Here is an 18,878-nt window from a genome sequence, read left to right as displayed (position 1 = left end):
CCGGGCAAGGTCGTATCTCGCCGGGGTACGTGGGTTGAAACCAACCATTTAAGGAGTATTCATGAGAAAACGTCTGTCGTATCTCGCCGGGGTACGTGGGTTGAAACTCGAACGTACGCGGGTTGAAGGTGGTAAAGGCCAGTCGTATCTCGCCGGGGTACGTGGGTTGAAACATACTTGATAACAATCGCGCCCACAATCTTGGCGGTCGTATCCCGCCGGGGTACGTGGATTGAAACTTTTATAGTCCTGCACGACAGGGCGAGCAGGGCAAGTCGTATCCCGCCGGGGTGCGTGGGTTGAAACTAACTGCGTAGCCTCTGGATGCATAGCGTAAAAGTCGCATCTTTTATAGGTGCGTGGGTTGAAACCTTAAAATGCTGGATAGCCTGTACGGTGACACGGTCGCATCCTTTATGGGTACGTGGGTTGAAACAACGAGTCGGTACGCTCCACTGCAATTCACAAAGTCGTATCTCGCCGGGGTACGTGGGTTGAAACAACTTGTGGATGGGCGTAGATTACGCTAACGACAGTCGCATCCTTTATAGGTGTGTGGGTTGAAACAGAGGAGAACGCTTTTACCTCGTACCTCGGTTTGTCGCATCCTTTATGGGTGCGTGGATTGAAACTTGCTTGCTGTTCCTTGCCATCTACCCGGCAACGGTCGTATCCCGCTGGGGTACGTGGGTTGAAACATCTCATCGATCCGGTCACCCCGTCGTACTCCGGTCGTATCCTGCCGGGGTACGTGGATTGAAACTAAAGAAAGCGAATTCGCGTATCGTGTACCGCTTTGGTCGTATCCCGCCGGGGTGCGTGGGTTGAAACTATTTGCGCAATGCAAATAGCAAGCTATGTATAGTCGTATCCGCCAGGGATACAAGCGATGCTCCATTATTCTGCCATCAAGGTTGATAGTATTCCATAAAAGTACAAGTTTTATGGAATACTATCAACCTTATTTCACCTATTAAAATTACAATTATATCATATTTCCATCAAACCAACAACAACTCCTCCACCCAAGCACCATCCAATACCAATCCTGCCTGCTCATCATAGCACCGACCATCCTCCAGAATGAAAATTCCGGCGTACTCTGCTACTGTTCCCTGTTTACGTAATTGCTCGAAATCCCACTTTCTGACAGATACACTATATTGCTGTAGTTTACGCAGTAACCAGAATTCCGGACCGTTTCTTTTCAGTTCCTCCAGTAAGGTTGCGCCATCGCCATAACCGACTAAAATAGATACAGAATCCTTATCGTCTATCAACCGGAATCGATCGGCAGCCGTAGCAAAAAAGAAATTCATTTCTGCGGCACCTTCATATAAATTCTTTTTAACCTCCGCCTTATCAAAGGTGTTGCAATTAGCATAAAATAAACTGAAATATTGAGCTATACAAGCTGGAGAAAACAAATCCTCTCCCTCGGAAACAACCAACATCTCTCGCAAAGCATTCACCCCCTTTCCCATCAACCCACGTAAAATACTGTTCTCAAACTTGAAGACAAACACCTGTCCTAACTCACCTTTCTTATTTAACTTACCTTCCCGGTTGCATCTTCCAGCAGCCTGGATAATTGAATCCAGACCGGCAAATGCACGATATACGACCGGGAAATCTATATCTACCCCGGCTTCAACCAACTGCGTGCTTATGACACGAACAGGTTCGTTATTCATCAACTTCTGCTTGATCAACTTTATCACCTCCATGATATGCGCGGAACACATCATACGCGACAAATGCAAAGTTCCTTCAGGCATTCGCCGGCAAAGCTCCCGCGCCTCCTTACGGGTATTAACAATACATAGTACACTATCATATCCGGACAATTCATCGGCAAGCTCATCGGAGGTCGTGGTTGTGTTCGGTTCCGGCCAATGCAGCTCCACCCGTTTAAAAGCCTCAAACAAATTATCATGCACGGAAGTAATTTCCGTTACGGGAGTTTTCAATCCGTTAAAGGCCTCCGGCCCCGTTCCGATATGACCGGAAAAGACGGGTAATGTCGCCGTCGTAAACAAGATACTGGCTTTAAAAGAGGCTTGCAGGCTCTGCAAAATATCCAGTACCGGACGCAGAAACTCAACCGGCAACATCTGCGCCTCATCCAGAATAACAACAGAGTTACAGATATTATGCAACTTCCGGCACCGCGAACTACGGCAAGCATACAGCGATTCGAAGAACTGCACATTTGTTGTCACGATAATCGGAGCATCCCAGTTTTCCGTAGCCAGCAAAGAAGGGGACCGTTCGTCGTTGCTATCCCGCTGCAAATTACTATGATGCTCCACCACATTCTCCGCGCCGAAAATATTCCGGAGCACGGCAGCCGTCTGTACAATAATACTCGTATAAGGAATAACGATGACAATCCGGTCTTTTTGATAACGAACGGCATGGGTGAGCGCCCAGGCCATCGACGCCAATGTCTTTCCCCCACCAGTCGGAACCGTCAGGCTAAAAAAACCGGGAAGCCCACCGCCCATCTCCCGGCAACGGGACAGGATAGCCGCCCGTTTCCCATTGATAAAAGAAGCAGGAGCATTTGCCGTAAGCGATTCCATATAGGTATCAAACCGGTCTTTCAACGTTTCCATAGAATCATATTGTCCGCGCCTGTTCGCCTGTTCCGGCTGCATAAACCGCTCCGTATCCAGATAGTCGGCATCAACCAGACAGGAGAACAACATGCGAATCCATTGATGTATCTCCTTCTCAAAATCATCAACCAAAGGCTGGTCTAACGAAGCAACCACCTCTTGCATCTCTTCCGGCGCATCTTTCAGCATCTCCTGATAGCAGTCTGTTTTAGACAAACGCCTATCCAGATTTGCCTCACCCGAAGAAGTCCAGTCTAACAATCCCGAATGGTGTCCGGCGATGCAATAAGCCAAAGGTTGATAATATCCCGGCAATTTCACCTTAGCCAGAATCGCTCCGGCCGAGGAATGGTCGGGTTTATTCACTACTTTCTGTTCCACCGCCATACCGGATGCGCTACGGATATAAGGTTGAAAACTATTCCTTGTATATTTTCCCATATCATGCCACCAGCCATTCTGCTTTCCCCAGGCCGCCGCCCCGAAAACAGCAGCAAACGATTCGCTTAAAAGGGCTGTACCGACAGAGTGTTCCTTTACCGTCTGTATCCGGAAAGCATCATCCTCGACCTTGACATGCGCTATAAAATCTTGTTCTTTCATTATATACGTGAAGGGATTTTAGTCCTCTGAAACAAACGGTTAAGGAAAAGTTTATACTATACCTCCCTACTTTTGTTTTATATTCAGTAATAACAAAGGTATGAAAGTTTTCCGTACTAAAGAACGAAAACTACGGGATAGTCAGCTATTTATCAAAACTCTTCTTCAAGTCCATGATTCCCGGAGAGATAAAAGAGAAAACTGAAAATCACGACCAGCTTGCAATTCCAATATATCAGATTCCCGTTCCAAAACGCGAAGTATCCACCTCTTTTGCTTTTTTCTCTTTGTAGCCACCGAAACTATAGCGCAATGTAAATGTCACATTCCGGCTGTCCTGCCAGAGTTTCATCCGGCTTTTCTGTCCCTGTTCATCCACGTGGGTGACGGGATTGCCGCCCTCGAACAAATCATTGCCCCGGACCGTCAGGCGCATCTTCTTTTTCGCGAATGTCCAGGTCAGGCCGGCCGAGACGTTATAGATAAAGTCGACATCATACAATCCCTGGATAACCGGAGAGATACAATAGCCCCGCAGATCCAACGACAAGTTACGGTCTTTGGTCAGATAGAACGTATTGTTCAGTTCGGCACGGCCAAACAGTTTTTTACGGTCGAAAGAGACATCATAAAGTGTCCCTTTGTTATGGATGGCACAACCCATCAATGTCAGCCTGGAACTCATAAAATCAAAAGGCCTGAAAGGGATGACGGCTACCGCACCGTACATATTGTAGATATCCATATTCACCGTCTGGAATACGGAGCGCAACTCATCGTGGCGCTGGTAGGTCATCTGCTGTATTTTATCGGGCTGGATATTGGCAAACAGGCCGAATACATACTTGCTCTTCAGGATATAATTCAGTTGCATCGAATAAGAGAGTTGCGGCTTCAAATCCGGGTTTCCGATAATAGAACTATAAATATTCATATAATAGGTATTGGGAGTAGTCATCCAATAAGAAGGGTAGGATTTATCACTCGAAAAGGAAAACATCAGCATACCGGACGGGGCTACTTTGTAAGTAAAGTTCAATTGAGGGAAAAGGCTGACCCTGTTCCATAATGTCTTTTTCTTGCCCGCCGAATCGACGGATGCCCTATAATATTGCAAGGAGACGGATGCATCCAATGAAATCTTTTTCCCGAACTGTTTCGTAAAACCGGCAAAAGCCCCCACGGAATAGTCTTTTTGTTTAAGGCGGAAAGTTCCTTCAGGAGCTTCTTCATCATTGATCGACTGGCCGGACTCGTTACGGGTATCGGAAAGAGAAGCCTCCACTCCGTAATTCAACATCCATCCTTTTTCCAACTTACGGCTGTCATTCAGATAAAGATCAGCACGTTGTACCTGCTGGGAAGACAGAGTCGAGATTGTCTGTTCTTCCTCTTTTTCAAAGTCATTCACCAAGTGTTGCTTGTCGTCATTCTTATAAAAAGTATAATCCATCCCGGCACTGAACCCTTTGTGGCTGACATAATCCATCCGGGCATTATGCAGATTGGAAGCTCCGGACAATTCCAACTCCGTCTCTACCCGCTGGATACCGACAAACTCGGTTAACGCGCCTCTTCTCGATATTTTATCCGGATCGTAAAAACGGCCGGTATAGGAAAGTGACAGCCGGTCTTTGTTCTTCAAATCGAAATCGAAAGCGCCCCGTATATTGTGGGAAAGGCTTACAAAATTATACCAGTCATCCTGCCTGATATCGTACGGCCGGCCGTTTACAGTCGGTTGGGCAGTCATTTCCTCTTCCTGGCGTCCGTGATTATAAGAAGCCGAATAAGAGATATCCGCCGAATAGTTCTTTCCGATATACGAAAGGTTTGCCTGGCCGGACGGAGAAAAGAAATAGCCTTGCTTGCCCGTCAAAGAGATTTCTCCCTTCAGCACGTCTTTTAATGATTTGTCATTTTCTATTACAACATTGATGGATGCTCCTTTCACGCCAAACCGGGGAGGTGTGCTATACATCACATCGATTTGCTTTACTTTGGATGAAGAGGTTGATTTCAATAAATCGGCTAATTGCTCCGCAGTCATCGAACTTTTCCGTCCGTTGATCAGGATCGAGGTCGAAGGGGTTCCGATAATCGACACCTTATCCCCTTCTTTTTGTATGCCGGGCAGCTCGCCTATCACATCAAAGGCGTTATCGACCGGCTTGTCTTTTACCAGGTTCGGAATGTCGTACTGCAATTTACCTTCCGACACCTTTACTAATGGCCGCTCGGCTTTCACGAACACCTCCGGCAGGTCTACGGTTATACTGTCATTCACGAGGATATGTTTCTTTTCCGTTGCGTTCTGTCCCCATACAGGTGCCTGGCCTGCCAGGAAAGCGATCCACAAATAATAATAGAAGTGTTTCATCGTATTCTTTTTTTTGTAAAGGTTGTATTCGGAAACGAGAGTTCCAAACTTTGCCTTTCTTTCGTAAGACTATATAACATCGTCCGGCCCGAATGTTATTTAGTCTTACCAAATGAGCCGGATCAGATAAACTTTCTCTACATTTGTTTATATGAAATCTTCGTTCAAATATATAGTCATACTGGTCATTCTTTCCTTGTCCGGAATCTTCATTTACCAGCTGTTCTGGCTAACCGGCCTCTATCACTCCCGGCAGGCCCAGAACCGGGAAGATATCCGGATGGCTATCAAAAACGCAGACCATATCGAACTGTTCGACCGGGCAGACTTCCTTAGCAAGGCATTACACAAACAGCGGGAGACTTCAGCCATTGCCGATACGGAAGGCGGTGTCGCTATCAGCACCAGCTTTCCGGATAAAGACTCGATCATCTCCGAACGGAGCATTTTACCGCTCGACACAAACATATACAATCCCAGCTACAACAGGAAGACACTCAGCAAAGAAGCGGGGGAAATGCTTAAAAGCACGGCCGTAAAAGTAGGGGATGATTTCAGTTCGCTGGGAGAATTGGGGCTACAGATGCAACGTGCCCTGCACGAAACAATCGACACGATCAAACCGATTAGCCTTGCCAGGTTCGACAGTATTCTTTCCTCCCATTTGCAAAAGAGCGAACTGGACATTCATCATTATACCGAAATATGGAACCTGGAGGACAGTTCCATCATATCCTCATCCGTTCCAGCTAACCTGGACCGGACAAAATATGAGCTATATAAATGGGATTACACGACTTACCACAAAAGGGCTTACTTCGTATATACCGAACCGACAAAGTGGGAAACGGTCCGGATGATGTCGGGCATCCTGTTTTCGTCTTTCCTGATCCTTCTGATCCTGACTCTTTCTTTTGCGTATATGCTCTGGTTCCTTATCCATCAGAAAACAGTGGAACAACTGAAAGATGATTTTACACACAATGTCACGCATGAACTAAAGACTCCGATCGCCATTACGTATGCGGCAGTCGAAGCCATGATCCATTACAACATAACCGGCAATAAAGAAAAAACGAACAAGTATCTGCATGTCTGCCATGAGGAACTGCAACGCCTCGGAAACATGGTCGAACAGATCCTTTCCCTCAGCCTGGAACGGAAAAAGGAGTTTAAACTCAAATTCGAACGGATCGACCTGAACGAACTGACCGGAAAGATTGTCGAACAGCAGACCATCAAATCTTCCAAAGCGTTTCACGTCTGCCGGAAATTTACTCCGGACACGATCTGCCTCGAAGCAGACCGCACCCACCTTTACAACATCCTTAGCAATATACTGGATAATGCAATCAAGTATTCCGGAGACGATCCGCAAATATCGATAACGGCAGAAGAAACAGACGGAGCTATCTCAATATGCATAACAGACAATGGAATCGGGATAGCCGAAGAACATCTGTCGCACATCTTTGACAAGTTCTACCGGATCCCAAATGAGAACAGGACTCCGGTTAAAGGATACGGAATCGGATTGTTCTACGTCAAAACCATGATACAAAAGCACAGCGGGACAATCCGGGTTGAAAGCCATCCCGGCGAAGGAAGTAGTTTTATCATCACATTACCCCAGACACATGAAAGATAAAAAGTCAATATTAGTAGTAGAAGACGAAGTAACCCTCTCCATGATCATCAAGGATGCGTTAGAGGAAGAGGGATATCTGGTTATAACAGCCTGTAACGGCCTGCAAGGGATCGACTGTTTCTACAAACAACATCCCGACCTGATCATAGCCGATGTCATGATGCCGGAAATAGACGGATTTGAAATGATCCGGCGGATACGAAAAGAAGACAAAGAGGTCCCGGTGCTCTTTCTCAGCGCCCGTTCCTCCACCGACGATATTGTCTCAGGCTTCGAGTTGGGTGCAAACGATTACGTACGCAAGCCTTTCAGCCTGCGCGAGTTAGTGGTACGGGCCAAAGCGCTCCTTATCAAAAGCAAGACGGAAGAAGAAAAAGCCGAGTTTTATGAAATCGGCCTGTACACCTTCTATCCTAAAACCCAGACACTGCTGATAGCCGGTGAAAGCGATACACTGTCCTTTAAAGAATCCGAGATACTGAAACGTTTATGCAAAAGCGAAAACCAGCCGATTTACAGCAAAGACATCCTGCTAAACCTGTGGGGAGACGACAGTTTTTACAATGCGCGCAGCCTGCATGTCTTTATCACCAAACTGCGCCACAAATTGGAGAAAGACCCTCACATCAAGATTCTGAATGTGAGAGGTATCGGGTACAAGCTGATCAACGAACAGCTTTAAGAGATTATTTCCGGAAACTACGTCTCAAATCGTCGATCGAAGGCACAAAGAACGACACAACTCCAATCAGCCCGACTAAAACCCCGCCGATCATAAACGTATTGCCGATACCGATCGTATCGGCAAGAAAGCCGGTACTCAACAACCCGATCATGGAAGGGAGCATATTTACACTCATATAAAAAGAGAATACACGTCCCATCACTGCCGGATCGATACGGGTCTGGACCACTGTTGTAAAAGAAGCCATATAAAGAGAACCGGAAACCCCTCCTACTGCCGTTAGTATGACAAACAGCGGATATCCTGAAACAGGCAGAATTCCAGATAAAAGAAACGTAACCCCCAACAGGATATACATCCAGTTAATCAGAGAAATCTCATTCAAATGAAACTTCTTCATCCCCAGGAAAGTACCTCCCATCAATGCCCCGATCCCCCAGGCAACCTCAACAAGGCTGATCTGGTAGGCATTCCCCGAATAATGGTTAAGTGTCATCAGCGGATACAACACGCTCACCGGCATAATGAAGAATGTACCCAAGATAGAAAGGGCGAACAACCACGACAAGCCGTTTTGACGGCGTACCTCCGTGAAAGCCTCCTTCGCCTCTTTCAGCAACCGGACCTTTTGGGTCCTCTCCGCATTTTCAGGATCAGGGATCGTCACGAACAATAGCGACGTACAGGCTAATGCCGCCCCGATCACATCCATCATCAGGATATTCGTCATCTTCATAAAAGAGATGAAAAGAGCCGCTAAAGCCGGTCCGGCAATATTACAGACAGACTGGATGATCTGATTGATACCGGCAATCCGGATCAGTTCGGATTTGGGAGCCAGCAAAGGGACGGAGGCTTGCATGGCCGGCATATGGAAAGCCGAACCGACCGACCGCAATGCCAGCAAAAGATAAACATGACCGAGCTTTGCAATATCCAGATAGAACAACACTGCCAGGAGCATCGTACAAAACGCAATAAAACTATCGGCCAGAATCATCACCAATTTCCTTTTCCAACGGTCCACAAAAATGCCAGTAAACAGCCCCAATATAGATTGAGGAAGCATAGCCGCAATAGTGGCTAAAGCCAAGACTTCAGCCGACTTTGTTTCAAAACTAAGCCATAAGACAATTGCAAAATTGACGATCGAGCTGGTCAGGATAGAGAAAAACTGCCCGGTCCATATAATAGCGAATACTTTTTTCCAGTTATTCATAATCGGTGCAAGTATACAAAGAAAATCCGAGATGGCAAACTGTCCTAAAAAAACGAAGGTCGCGGGATTCACATCCGACGACCTCCTACACTAACCCTTAACTTTAACCAATGAAAAACAATAATCTACTTAATTAGTTTTTTAGCGAAGCAATTGCGGCTTCGTAATTCGGTTCGTTCGTTATTTCGGAAACCAGTTCCTCATAAACAATCTTACCTGCTTCGTCGACTACTATCACGCCACGGGCTAATAAACCTTTCAGCGGACCGTCAACCATCAGCATCCCGTACCTATCTTCAAAACAAGAACAACGGAATGCAGAAAGCGGAATCACTTTATCAATACCTTCCGTGGTACAGAAACGTCCTTGTGCAAAAGGTAAATCCTTTGAAACGGCAAGCACCACAGTATTCGGAAGAGAAGCGGCTTCTTTATTGAAACGTCTTACCGAAGCGGCACACACAGCTGTGTCTAAACTCGGAAATACGTTAATTACAACTTTCTTACCTTTTAACTCTTTCAGATGCAATTCTGATAAATCACTTTTCACACCTTTAAAATCAGGAGCCTCTGCTCCAACTGCGGGCAATGAACCGTTTGTATTTACGGCATTACCTTTAAATGTTATTTTTGCCATCTTTTATTGTATTTTATGTGCTACATCAAAAGCGGCTTACAAATATAAGCTGCTTTGTATAACTTAAACAAAGGTTTCAGAAGAATGTTTCTTTTTTTAACTCTTTTTAATTACTATACACGATAACTCTTTTTCTATCTTTGAGCCAAAATAGAAAAACATGAATGGGTTGATTATTTGCTTACTTGTCATTATCATTGCCTTACAACTTATCTTCCGCCTCCGGAAAGAGCATTCGGACACTGCAGACGAACTAAAACGGTTGTTGGACGAAATGCAACGTTCTTTCGAGCGCATCGAAAAAAACTTTCGGGAAGACTTTCGCCTTAACCGTGAAGAAAGCCGTATTGTCGCCCGTGATAACCGAGAAGAACTCACACATTCCATGAGTGAATTCAGAGAAACTTTCGAACGGGGTATTGCTTCCTTTAACAACCTGCAACGGGAAAAATTTGCCAACCTGGACGAACAGCAGCGTTTATTGGTCGCCAACACGGAAAAAAGACTGGAAGAAATCCGTGTCACAGTAGATGAGAAACTGCAAAAGACGCTGAACGACCGGATCGGTCAATCTTTCCGCCTTGTCACCGAACAGCTGGAAAGCGTGCAGAAGGGACTTGGAGAAATGCAAACGCTGGCACAGGATGTCGGCGGCTTAAAACGTGTCCTCAGCAATGTAAAGACGCGCGGCAACATCGGAGAGATTCAGCTTAGCATGCTCCTCGAACAACTATTGGCGCCGGAACAATACGAAGCCAATGTGCATACCCGTAAAGGTTCGGATGCCGTTGTCGAGTTTGCCGTCAAGTTGCCGGGACGCGACGATGTACGCGAATATGTGTATCTGCCGATAGATGCCAAATTCCCGAAAGACGTTTACGAACAACTTTTGGATGCCTATGACCAGGCCGACACCCAAGCCATAGAAGCAGCGGGAAAATTACTGGAAACAACCATCAAGAAGATGGCAAAAGATATTTCCGACAAATACCTGGCACCTCCGGCAACAACCGATTTCGGAATCATGTTCCTTCCGTTCGAAGGAATCTATGCGGAAGTCGTGCGCCGTTCCTCCCTGCTGGAAGAACTGCAACGAAACTACAAAGTGGTGGTAACCGGCCCGACGACGCTTGCCGCCATCCTGAACAGCCTGCAAATGGGATTCCGTACCCTTGCCATCCAGAAACATTCCGGTGAAGTATGGACAATCCTGGGAGCTGTCAAGAAAGAATTCGAGAAAGTCGGTGGTATGCTGGAAAAAGCACAAAAGAACCTGCAAACAGCCAGCGGACAAATAGAAGAAGTATTGGGGACCCGTACCCGTGCAATCCAACGCAAGCTGAAAGACGTGGATACGCTCAGCGACAGGGAAGCACGTTCCGTCCTTCCCGAGATCGGATCATTAACAGACGAAGAAGACGAAAACAGCTTATGAAAAAGAGACAAATTCCGCATACATACGTTATTATATTCTACATCATCCTGTTCTGTGCAGTCCTCACTTGGGTGATTCCAGGCGGGCAATACAAGGAAAGCATCAATGCAGCCGGAGAGAAAACGGTTGTTTACGAAGCAGTAAAACATATCCCGCAAACCTGGCAAGTGTTCTCTGCCTTCTATAAAGGATTTGTCGAGAGGGCGGACATCATCGTCTTTATCCTGATCATCGGAGGGGCTTTCTGGATTGTCAACGACAGCAAGGCTTTCGATATCGGTACAGTCAGTTTCCTGCGCCGCACCCGGAAGATGGAGAATAACCGGTTATTGCGCAAGATTGGAGTCGAAAACTTCTTATTGACATCCATCATGTTATTGTTCAGCATTTTCGGAGCTGTATTTGGCATGAGCGAAGAAACGATTGCGTTTTGCCTGGTTCTTGTTCCGATGGCAATTTCGATGGGATATGATTCTATTACCGGAGTCTGCATGGTCTTTGTCGCTGCCGGGTTAGGATTTGCCGGTGCCATACTAAACCCATTCACAATCGGTATCGCACAAGGGCTGGCCGGTATTCCCCTTTTCTCGGGAATCGAATACCGGATATTCTGTTGGATAGTCATCAATGCTATCGGTTTCACCTGGATACTCCGATATGCCGCTAAAGTTAAAAAAGACCCGCAGTCCTCACCGGTGTACGAAGAGGATAAATATTGGAGAGATCTGCACAGCAACAATTCATTGGATGTAGTCTATCATACACCGCGAGCAGCCTGGATATGCTTTGGAATATTGACTGCCGTACAGATCGTCTTTGCCGCTTTATACCCGACTACGACTTTGCAGATCGGGAACAGTCTGATCAAAGGGCTTCCTCTCCTGCCTGTCTTAACAGTCGCTTTCATCCTGTCTTCCGTATTTGCCTTACGCAAAACAGTTCATTTATATATTCTGAACCTATTGTTCTTCACAATCTTTTATCTGATAACCGGGGTTATGGGATATGGCTGGTATATCATGGAGATTGCAACACTGTTCTTTGCACTCGGGCTGGCAGCCGGCATTGCTAACAACCGGACACCGAATGAGCTGGTCAAGCTTTTTCTGGACGGATGCAAAGATATTATGAGTGCTGCATTGGTAGTAGGTCTGGCAGGAGGTATTATTGTTATCTTGAAAGACGGTCTTGTCATCGATACGATCCTTTACAGCTTGGCAAAAGGGATGGAAGGACTCGGACAGGTGGCAACTGTCGGCATGATGTATGTTATTCAGACATTGATCAACCTGGTCATTCCGTCGGGAAGTGCCAAAGCAGCACTGACCATGCCTATAATGGCTCCTTTCTCCGATCTGATCAGATTATCCAAGCAGGCAACTGTCATGGCTTTCCAGTTCGGAGACGGATTTACCAATCTGATCACCCCTACTTCGGGAGTACTGATTGCCGTGCTGGGAGTAAGCCGCATCCCCTATGACAAATGGTTCCGGTGGGCTTGGAAGTTTATTCTGCTTTTAGTGGTAGTCGGATTCATATTATTAATTCCGACAGTCTTAATTCCGATGAACGGATTTTAATGGAGCGCAAGATCATACATATTGATATGGATGCATTCTACGCATCCGTCGAACAGCGGGATAATCCGGAACTTCGCGGTATTCCACTGGCTGTCGGGCACGCCGAGGAGCGTGGTGTTGTGGCTGCAGCAAGCTATGAAGCACGGAAATTCGGAGTACGTTCCGCCATGTCTTCACAAAAGGCAAAACGGTTATGCCCGCAACTCACGTTTGTACCCGGACGTATGGATGTCTACAAAGCCGTATCCCGGCAGATACATGAGATATTCCATGAATATACGGATATTATCGAACCGCTTTCGCTGGATGAAGCCTTTCTGGACGTAACGGAAAACAAGCAAAATATCCCGCTTGCCGTCGATATAGCCAAAGCCATCAAACGGAAAATCCGGGAAGAGCTGAATCTGGTTGCTTCAGCGGGCATTTCCTATAATAAGTTTCTTGCCAAAATAGCATCGGACTACCGCAAGCCGAACGGCCTTTGCACCATACACCCGACACAAGCCGAGGAATTTATCAAACATCTCCCGATCGAATCATTCTGGGGAATCGGTCCGGTTACGGCCCAAAAGATGCATACATTAGGCATTCACAATGGCGAACAGTTACGAGCCTGTTCACAGGAAATGCTTACCCGGCAGTTCGGAAAGGCCGGAATCTTATATTATGAATTTTCGAGAGGAATCGACTTGCGCCCGGTCGAAGCTGTCCGCGTACGCAAATCCGTCGGATGTGAACATACGCTGGATAAAGATATCTCCCGGCAGTCATCCGTCATAATCGAGTTGTATCACGTTGCCACCGAACTGATCGGCCGCCTGGAGCGGACCGGCTTCAAAGGAAACACCCTAACGCTAAAAATCAAATTCCACGATTTCAGTCAGAAAACCAGAAGCATCACTCAAAGCCATGAACTGACAACACTAACCGAAATATTACCTTTAGCCAAAGAACTACTGAAAGATATCGAATACGACACTCATCCGATCCGGTTAATCGGCCTCTCCATCTCCAACCCCTACGAGAAAAACGAGGAAAAGGCCCGCTGGGAACAGTTGAGTTTTGAGTTCAGCGATTGGGAATAACTATGCCATGTCCAAAGTCCCTTTATGGATATAAATAAAAAATCCGTTCCATCAACGTCCATTTTTCCGCCGAAGAGGCATTCGGCAATGTTTTTTGGAAACGGGCGACAAAACTCTCCCATTCGGCCTGACGCGGCAATGTGTTTAACTTTGCCATAGCCGAATCCCAATCAAAATCGAGTGGAGTCTCAACAATCATAAACAAGCGGGAACCCAACAGATAAATTTCCATTTCCAGGATACCGACAGCCCGAATGCCATCTCTTATCTCCGGCCAGGACTTCGCCTCACTATGCCACTGGACATATTCGTCGATCAACTCCGGATTATCCTTCAACTCCAACGTCTGGCAATATCTTTTCACAGGCCCGCTATATTCTTTAACCCTGTAACCGCATTTTGTTTCTTCCATTTCTTATTTATTAGTGCCAATTTGATTAACAAAGTTACACAATCATTCTTATAGCCCAGATATATTATCTGTCTAAAATCGTATTTTGTCGACTTTTAGACAGATACTGGCTCACCCAAAATCATTGGGGATAGCCACAAGGATGAGGCAAATTATACAATAACCCTCTTTTTGGGCGTTTTTCTATTTCGTCCGAAATCTTGATCCATTTTGGATTGACTCTTTTCACGGTTTTAATCTTCTTTACTGACAACAGATGGAGTGAGGTGCGCAGATTGTCTGAAAAAGAGTACAATTTGATTACCGAAAACAGAAAATATCGGCAAAGTGATAAACCTTAACTCCCGGAGAATCGAATATTTCAAAATAAAACGGACGACGCTCCAAATATCTCAAGGAAATTTTGGAGACTGGTTGCCGTGAGGTGCGCAGAAAATAGCCTTGACCCGGCACTTCATCGCTCTGAAGGTTGACTTCGTACTATATGAAGTCCGACTTCAGGGCAACAAAGTGCCGGATCAGAGCGACAAAGTCCCTCTTCATGGCGATAAGGTGCAGGAAAAGAGGAAAAAGTCCCTTTTTGAGGTCTAAAAAGCGGATTAACATTGGTTTTATTTCGGATGTCTTTCGAACCGGGAAAATACGTTTTTTACAATAAGCCCCCTCTGCCGCAGGCTCTCTTTTGCCAAATAATGAATTTATTTATCCCCAATGATTATCGGGTGGACCAAGAATACTCCAAAAGATCAAGTTGTGCAAATGTTGTGCAACTCATATAAATCAAAAAAATCGCAAACAACTATATTACAGTTATTTGCGATTTTGCTAAGTGATTCCGGAGCGATTCGAACGCTCGACCCACGCCTTAGAAGGGCGTTGCTCTATCCAGCTGAGCTACGGAACCATCCTTATTTGCGGTGCAAAGGTAGTATTATTATTTGAATATGCAAAGGCTTTTATTCCCTTTTTCGCCTTAGTTGTTATAAATCGGCTGTTCCTACTGATAAAAAAACAGGTTCCAATTCACGAATATTCTCAAATAATCACAAGAATGGATATATCCACCACCCATCAGAACGGATACCCCACCGCGAAATGCCAAGCGAAGTTGTCGTGGAAGTTGGGGTGCAGGATGGCCCATTTCTTTTTGCCGGTTTCTTGCGGGTTGTAGGCTTTCATACCGGTGTCGAAACGGATCAGGAAGAAATCGAAATCGAGGCGGAGACCTAATCCGTAGGAAGCGGCGATCTCCCTGTAGAAACGGGAGAAGTCGAAGTTGCCGTTCGGGCGGCTCTCATCCTTATGGAAGGTCCAGATATTACCGGCGTCGAGGAAGGCGGCCATCTCGAATTTCCAGAACAGCTTGGTGCGATACTCTAAGTTCAGGTCCAGACGAATGTCACCGACCTGCTGGGCGAACGACTTAACCGAGTCGGCCGGCATGCTGCCCGGACCAAGCGAACGGACAGACCATCCGCGGACACTGTTCGCGCCGCCGGAAAAATAACTGCGCTCGAACGGCAGCATCTTCGAATTGCCATAGGGATAACCGACGCCGACACCGACATGGAAAGCCAACTTATTACGGCTGTCCAAGACAATACTTTTACTGAAGTCCACATCACCTTTCACAAACTGGGCATAATTGATACCAAACAGCTTATACCGCCCTTCATCATCTTTGTCCGCTCTGGTCATTGCAGAAAGTGCATATAACAGGTTTCCCGCCATCTCGAACGACAGCCGCATGGAATGCGTGTTACGCAAACGGTTCTGGGGATTATAGTTGTTAAAGGAATATGTATATCCGGTCCCCAAAATAAACTGGTCCGTGAAATTGTAGAGCAAGGTCGATTCGGGCAGCGAATCCCTAAACGACTGGCTGATCTTCGGAAGATGCACATAATCGATATCCAACAATTTGAACACATGGCGTGCCTGCATATTGCTCCGCTCCTGCCAGATGTAATTCCATCCGGCCGAAACAATGGCCCGCTTGAACTCCGGCCGGGTTTGAATGCTGTAACTCATTTTCAACTCGGTAGTCGCACGTATCTTACGACGGAAATCTTCTTTCAGGAAAGGGAAAAGAAAACGGGGAAACAAGATAGAAGCCTCGGTTCCGAATTCCCAGAAATTATTACCTTCCGACTGATTGCCGGACAATGCCTCATAAGCGCCGCGGACTTTGGCCGAAAACACTTCCGAGCCTTTGAACAGATTACGGTGCTGATAATTCAAGCTGGAGGCAAAACCAAAATCCCCCGCCGAGTTCGTCCCTTCAACATCGACCCCGAATCCTTGGAGTTTGGCAGGCGAAGTCAGAATGGTACAGCTCAGCTTCATGGTGTCGTTTTCTTCTACCTCTGAAAAGCGGATGTTCACATTGCGCAAAGCCCGCAAAGTGGCAAAAGAGGAATAAGTCTGCTCGATTGTCCGCTCGTTATACAGGCGTCCCGGCGTGATATAGTTGCTCTTGCGCAAGACTCCCGGACGGATACTTCTTCCGTTTTTGCCATACAGGATATTGATATTGCCTGCTTTGACCGTATCATACGGCATTTCATTATCCGCTTCTAACGTCAAGGGATTATAATCCGTCACGATCGAAACATCCTTGATAAAGTACTGTCGGTGCAACGTATCGACTACGCTCCTGTCCGGCTTTTGCAACCGATAGGGCTTGAGCAGCATATCCAGGTCCACGATATTCCGGTTGAAAGAACTGTCGGCGATATAGGACAGATAATCACGGTTGAAGGCATAATATCCGCGCCGGCGAAGCAAGGTCGTGATACGCTGCCGCTCCTTGTCGAGCACATCGCGGTCAAAAAGGGCGCTGTCTTTTATCAAAGAGGTGTAGTCGTCCGAATAGGTACGGAAAGCCGAGGCGAATACCGAACGGTGGGGCGGCTTAAGCCGGGCAATGCTGTCGATCTTCGGGTCGCTCAGTTCCATCGAATAGTCATGTATGCGATAAGGCGTATTGGATACGATATTATACGTCACGACCGCTTTCTTGTGCTTTGAAGTATCGATAGATGCCGAAACATCCGCATTCACATACCCTTTATTGATAAAGAAACGTTCCAACTCGTCGACCGACTGTGTGACCAGCGTCGTATCCAGGATAACCGGCGCCTCTCCCATCCGGCGAAGCTGCTTGTTGATCCATCTTTTCTCGTTCCGCCCGGACCAGTCGTACACGAACAACTGCCATTTCATCAATCCGAACGCCTTGAAGTTAGGTTGCTGTCGCAAATAGGGTTTCAGTTCGTTATTCTTATAGGTCTTATTATCCGATACGATTTCGATTTTGTCCAGCAGGTATTCTCCTTCGCCGACAAATTTAGTCGAGCTACAGGAGGCTAAGAGCAATATGAAACAAATGAAATATAGTATTTGGATTCCCTTCATCATTCAAGCTTTTACGCACGCAAATGTAACTGAATTTAAAGAAATTCCCGTACATTTGCCGCATAAAAAGAGTAAAGATGCTGAGCAAAGGGAAACTAAAATACATCCATTCGTTAGAAATGAAGAAATATCGGAACGAACTGAATGCATTCGTTGCCGAAGGGAATAAACTGGTTGCAGACATGCTGCACGCTTTCGAGTGCGAACTGATTCTCGCCAAACCGTCCTGGATGGCGACGCAGGGAGACATACCGACGAAAGAGCTGTTAGAAGCGGACGACGAAGACATCCGCAAAGCCAGTTTCCTGAAAAGCCCGCAGGATGTACTTGCCGTATTCAAGCGCCCCGCCTGGTCGCTCGCCGAAGCCGATCCGGCGTCTTCACTCGTGCTGGCGCTCGACGGCATACAAGACCCGGGAAATCTCGGAACCATCATCCGGCTTGCCGACTGGTTCGGTATCGAACATATCGTTTGCAGCCTCGACACGGCGGATGTGTTCAGCCCGAAAACAGTCCAGGCGACAATGGGAGCATTGGCTCACGTAAAAGTCCATTACACCGATTTGGCAGTCTACTTGAAAGCACAGGCGGAGAAACAGATCCCGCTGTTCGGCACATTCCTTGACGGAGAAAATATGTACACAAAAGAATTGTCCGCAAACGGAATTATCGTCATGGGCAACGAAGGAAACGGAATACGTCCGGAGATAGAAGAATTGATCGATCAGAAACTATACATTCCGAGCTTTCCGCCGGAAAGAGAGACATCAGAGTCTCTTAATGTAGCCATTGCGACAGCCGTCATCTGTGCCGAGTTTCGCCGCCGGCAAGGAAATGCCGTTCAATAACAACAGGCAGGCAGGCTCACCGATCCCGGCCGCTTGCGGAAGCCCTAACTCCCGGCAAACATCGAAGCCGGGTTCCATGCCCATGAAATTATTGTTCCATGGGCATGGAATTTTAGTTTCATGGGCATGAAATTTCTCCCCGGATTCCACGACCGGAAAAAGGATGCCGTCATAAAACTCCGTTCCTGCAATTTCTTCTTCCAACGGGAAAACACCTGTCAGGACACCCTTGTCGTCCAGTTCGACATAGTGCATCCGGTAAAATTGTTTCCAGTAGATATAATGTGAAGCAACCCGACGCATAGCTC

The 18,878-nt window shown here is 46.6% G+C and carries 13 protein-coding genes, 1 tRNA gene and 1 CRISPR repeat array (1 of these 15 cut by a window edge); of the genes, 6 read left to right on the top strand and 8 right to left on the bottom strand.

Annotated elements, in window-relative coordinates; all coding sequences use genetic code 11:
- Positions 1-306: direct repeats of the CRISPR family, unit length 32 nt; it reaches 1,044 nt to the left of the window's first position.
- Between the two features lie 695 nt (positions 307-1,001).
- On the bottom strand, positions 1,002-3,224 hold the full coding sequence (cas3, locus tag DWU89_RS10270) for a CRISPR-associated helicase Cas3' (protein ID WP_222940349.1): 2,223 nt from the start codon (positions 3,222-3,224) through the stop codon (positions 1,002-1,004).
- Positions 3,225-3,459: 235 nt separating this feature from the next.
- A complete protein-coding gene (locus DWU89_RS10265) occupies positions 3,460-5,604 on the bottom strand; it encodes an outer membrane beta-barrel family protein (protein WP_115499557.1) in 2,145 nt (714 codons plus the stop codon).
- 151 nt (positions 5,605-5,755) lie between these two features.
- Here DWU89_RS10265 and DWU89_RS10260 point away from each other — a divergent pair, with 151 nt between their 5' ends.
- A complete protein-coding gene (locus tag DWU89_RS10260; RefSeq protein WP_115499556.1) occupies positions 5,756-7,252 on the top strand; it encodes a sensor histidine kinase in 1,497 nt (498 codons plus the stop codon).
- Positions 7,242-7,934, top strand: a complete 693-nt coding sequence (locus DWU89_RS10255) for a response regulator transcription factor (protein ID WP_115499555.1) — start codon at positions 7,242-7,244, stop codon at positions 7,932-7,934. The genes DWU89_RS10260 and DWU89_RS10255 overlap by 11 nt, the downstream gene beginning before the upstream one ends.
- 4 nt (positions 7,935-7,938) lie before the next feature.
- Here DWU89_RS10255 and DWU89_RS10250 read toward each other — a convergent pair whose 3' ends face one another.
- Both DWU89_RS10250 and tpx read right to left on the bottom strand, forming a co-directional pair.
- The gene (locus DWU89_RS10250; protein ID WP_115499554.1) at positions 7,939-9,156 is read right to left on the bottom strand and encodes an MFS transporter; all 1,218 of its coding nucleotides are present in this window, start codon (positions 9,154-9,156) and stop codon (positions 7,939-7,941) included.
- 133 nt (positions 9,157-9,289) lie between these two features.
- Positions 9,290-9,793, bottom strand: a complete 504-nt coding sequence (tpx, locus tag DWU89_RS10245; protein WP_115499553.1) for a thiol peroxidase — start codon at positions 9,791-9,793, stop codon at positions 9,290-9,292.
- 160 nt (positions 9,794-9,953) lie between these two features.
- Here tpx and DWU89_RS10240 point away from each other — a divergent pair, with 160 nt between their 5' ends.
- Genes DWU89_RS10240 through dinB form a run of 3 tightly spaced genes read left to right on the top strand, consistent with a single transcriptional unit; the run spans position 9,954 to position 13,893 of the window.
- A complete protein-coding gene (locus DWU89_RS10240; RefSeq protein ID WP_115499552.1) occupies positions 9,954-11,228 on the top strand; it encodes a DNA recombination protein RmuC in 1,275 nt (424 codons plus the stop codon).
- Positions 11,225-12,808: a YfcC family protein gene (locus DWU89_RS10235; RefSeq protein ID WP_115499551.1), complete on the top strand. Its 1,584-nt coding sequence runs from the start codon at positions 11,225-11,227 to the stop codon at positions 12,806-12,808. The genes DWU89_RS10240 and DWU89_RS10235 overlap by 4 nt, the downstream gene beginning before the upstream one ends.
- Entirely contained in the window at positions 12,808-13,893 is a 1,086-nt protein-coding gene (dinB, locus tag DWU89_RS10230; RefSeq protein WP_115499550.1) for a DNA polymerase IV, read from the top strand. The genes DWU89_RS10235 and dinB overlap by 1 nt, the downstream gene beginning before the upstream one ends.
- Positions 13,894-13,915: 22 nt before the next feature.
- On the opposite strand, the gene DWU89_RS10225 is transcribed toward dinB, so the two are convergent.
- The 3 genes from DWU89_RS10225 to tamL all read right to left on the bottom strand — a co-directional run bounded on the left by DWU89_RS10225 (position 13,916) and on the right by tamL (position 17,725).
- Positions 13,916-14,305, bottom strand: a complete 390-nt coding sequence (locus DWU89_RS10225) for an L-rhamnose mutarotase (protein ID WP_115499549.1) — start codon at positions 14,303-14,305, stop codon at positions 13,916-13,918.
- 830 nt (positions 14,306-15,135) lie between these two features.
- A tRNA-Arg gene (locus tag DWU89_RS10220) sits at positions 15,136-15,209 on the bottom strand.
- Positions 15,210-15,376: 167 nt separating this feature from the next.
- Complete coding sequence (tamL, locus tag DWU89_RS10215; protein ID WP_115499548.1) at positions 15,377-17,725, bottom strand: translocation and assembly module lipoprotein TamL; 2,349 nt, start codon at positions 17,723-17,725, stop codon at positions 15,377-15,379.
- A gap of 74 nt (positions 17,726-17,799) precedes the next feature.
- On the opposite strand from tamL, the gene DWU89_RS10210 reads away from it, so the two are divergent.
- Positions 17,800-18,570 carry a TrmH family RNA methyltransferase gene (locus DWU89_RS10210; RefSeq protein WP_115499547.1) on the top strand — a complete coding sequence of 257 codons (771 nt, stop codon included), beginning with the start codon at positions 17,800-17,802 and terminating at the stop codon, positions 18,568-18,570.
- Here DWU89_RS10210 and DWU89_RS10205 read toward each other — a convergent pair.
- Complete coding sequence (locus DWU89_RS10205) at positions 18,490-18,873, bottom strand: hypothetical protein (RefSeq protein WP_115499546.1); 384 nt, start codon at positions 18,871-18,873, stop codon at positions 18,490-18,492. The two genes, DWU89_RS10210 and DWU89_RS10205, sit on opposite strands and share 81 nt — an antisense overlap.
- Positions 18,874-18,878 lie beyond the last annotated feature (5 nt).

Origin of the sequence: Parabacteroides acidifaciens, from assembly GCF_003363715.1 — a bacterium.
Lineage (GTDB): Bacteria > Bacteroidota > Bacteroidia > Bacteroidales > Tannerellaceae > Parabacteroides > Parabacteroides acidifaciens.
Note: the sequence above shows the minus strand (reverse complement) of the source record. Positions and strands in the feature narration are given on the sequence as shown.

What these genes read in the sequence shown, in the direction of transcription:
- cas3 (WP_222940349.1), bottom strand. Translation starts at nt 3,224, where the DNA reads ATGAAAGAACAAGATTTTATAGCGCATGTCAAGGTCGAGGATGATGCT.
- DWU89_RS10265 (WP_115499557.1), bottom strand. Translation starts at nt 5,604, where the DNA reads ATGAAACACTTCTATTATTATTTGTGGATCGCTTTCCTGGCAGGCCAG.
- DWU89_RS10260 (WP_115499556.1), top strand. Translation starts at nt 5,756, where the DNA reads ATGAAATCTTCGTTCAAATATATAGTCATACTGGTCATTCTTTCCTTG.
- DWU89_RS10255 (WP_115499555.1), top strand. Translation starts at nt 7,242, where the DNA reads ATGAAAGATAAAAAGTCAATATTAGTAGTAGAAGACGAAGTAACCCTC.
- DWU89_RS10250 (WP_115499554.1), bottom strand. Translation starts at nt 9,156, where the DNA reads ATGAATAACTGGAAAAAAGTATTCGCTATTATATGGACCGGGCAGTTT.
- tpx (WP_115499553.1), bottom strand. Translation starts at nt 9,793, where the DNA reads ATGGCAAAAATAACATTTAAAGGTAATGCCGTAAATACAAACGGTTCA.
- DWU89_RS10240 (WP_115499552.1), top strand. Translation starts at nt 9,954, where the DNA reads ATGAATGGGTTGATTATTTGCTTACTTGTCATTATCATTGCCTTACAA.
- DWU89_RS10235 (WP_115499551.1), top strand. Translation starts at nt 11,225, where the DNA reads ATGAAAAAGAGACAAATTCCGCATACATACGTTATTATATTCTACATC.
- dinB (WP_115499550.1), top strand. Translation starts at nt 12,808, where the DNA reads ATGGAGCGCAAGATCATACATATTGATATGGATGCATTCTACGCATCC.
- DWU89_RS10225 (WP_115499549.1), bottom strand. Translation starts at nt 14,305, where the DNA reads ATGGAAGAAACAAAATGCGGTTACAGGGTTAAAGAATATAGCGGGCCT.
- tamL (WP_115499548.1), bottom strand. Translation starts at nt 17,725, where the DNA reads ATGATGAAGGGAATCCAAATACTATATTTCATTTGTTTCATATTGCTC.
- DWU89_RS10210 (WP_115499547.1), top strand. Translation starts at nt 17,800, where the DNA reads ATGCTGAGCAAAGGGAAACTAAAATACATCCATTCGTTAGAAATGAAG.
- DWU89_RS10205 (WP_115499546.1), bottom strand. Translation starts at nt 18,873, where the DNA reads ATGCGTCGGGTTGCTTCACATTATATCTACTGGAAACAATTTTACCGG.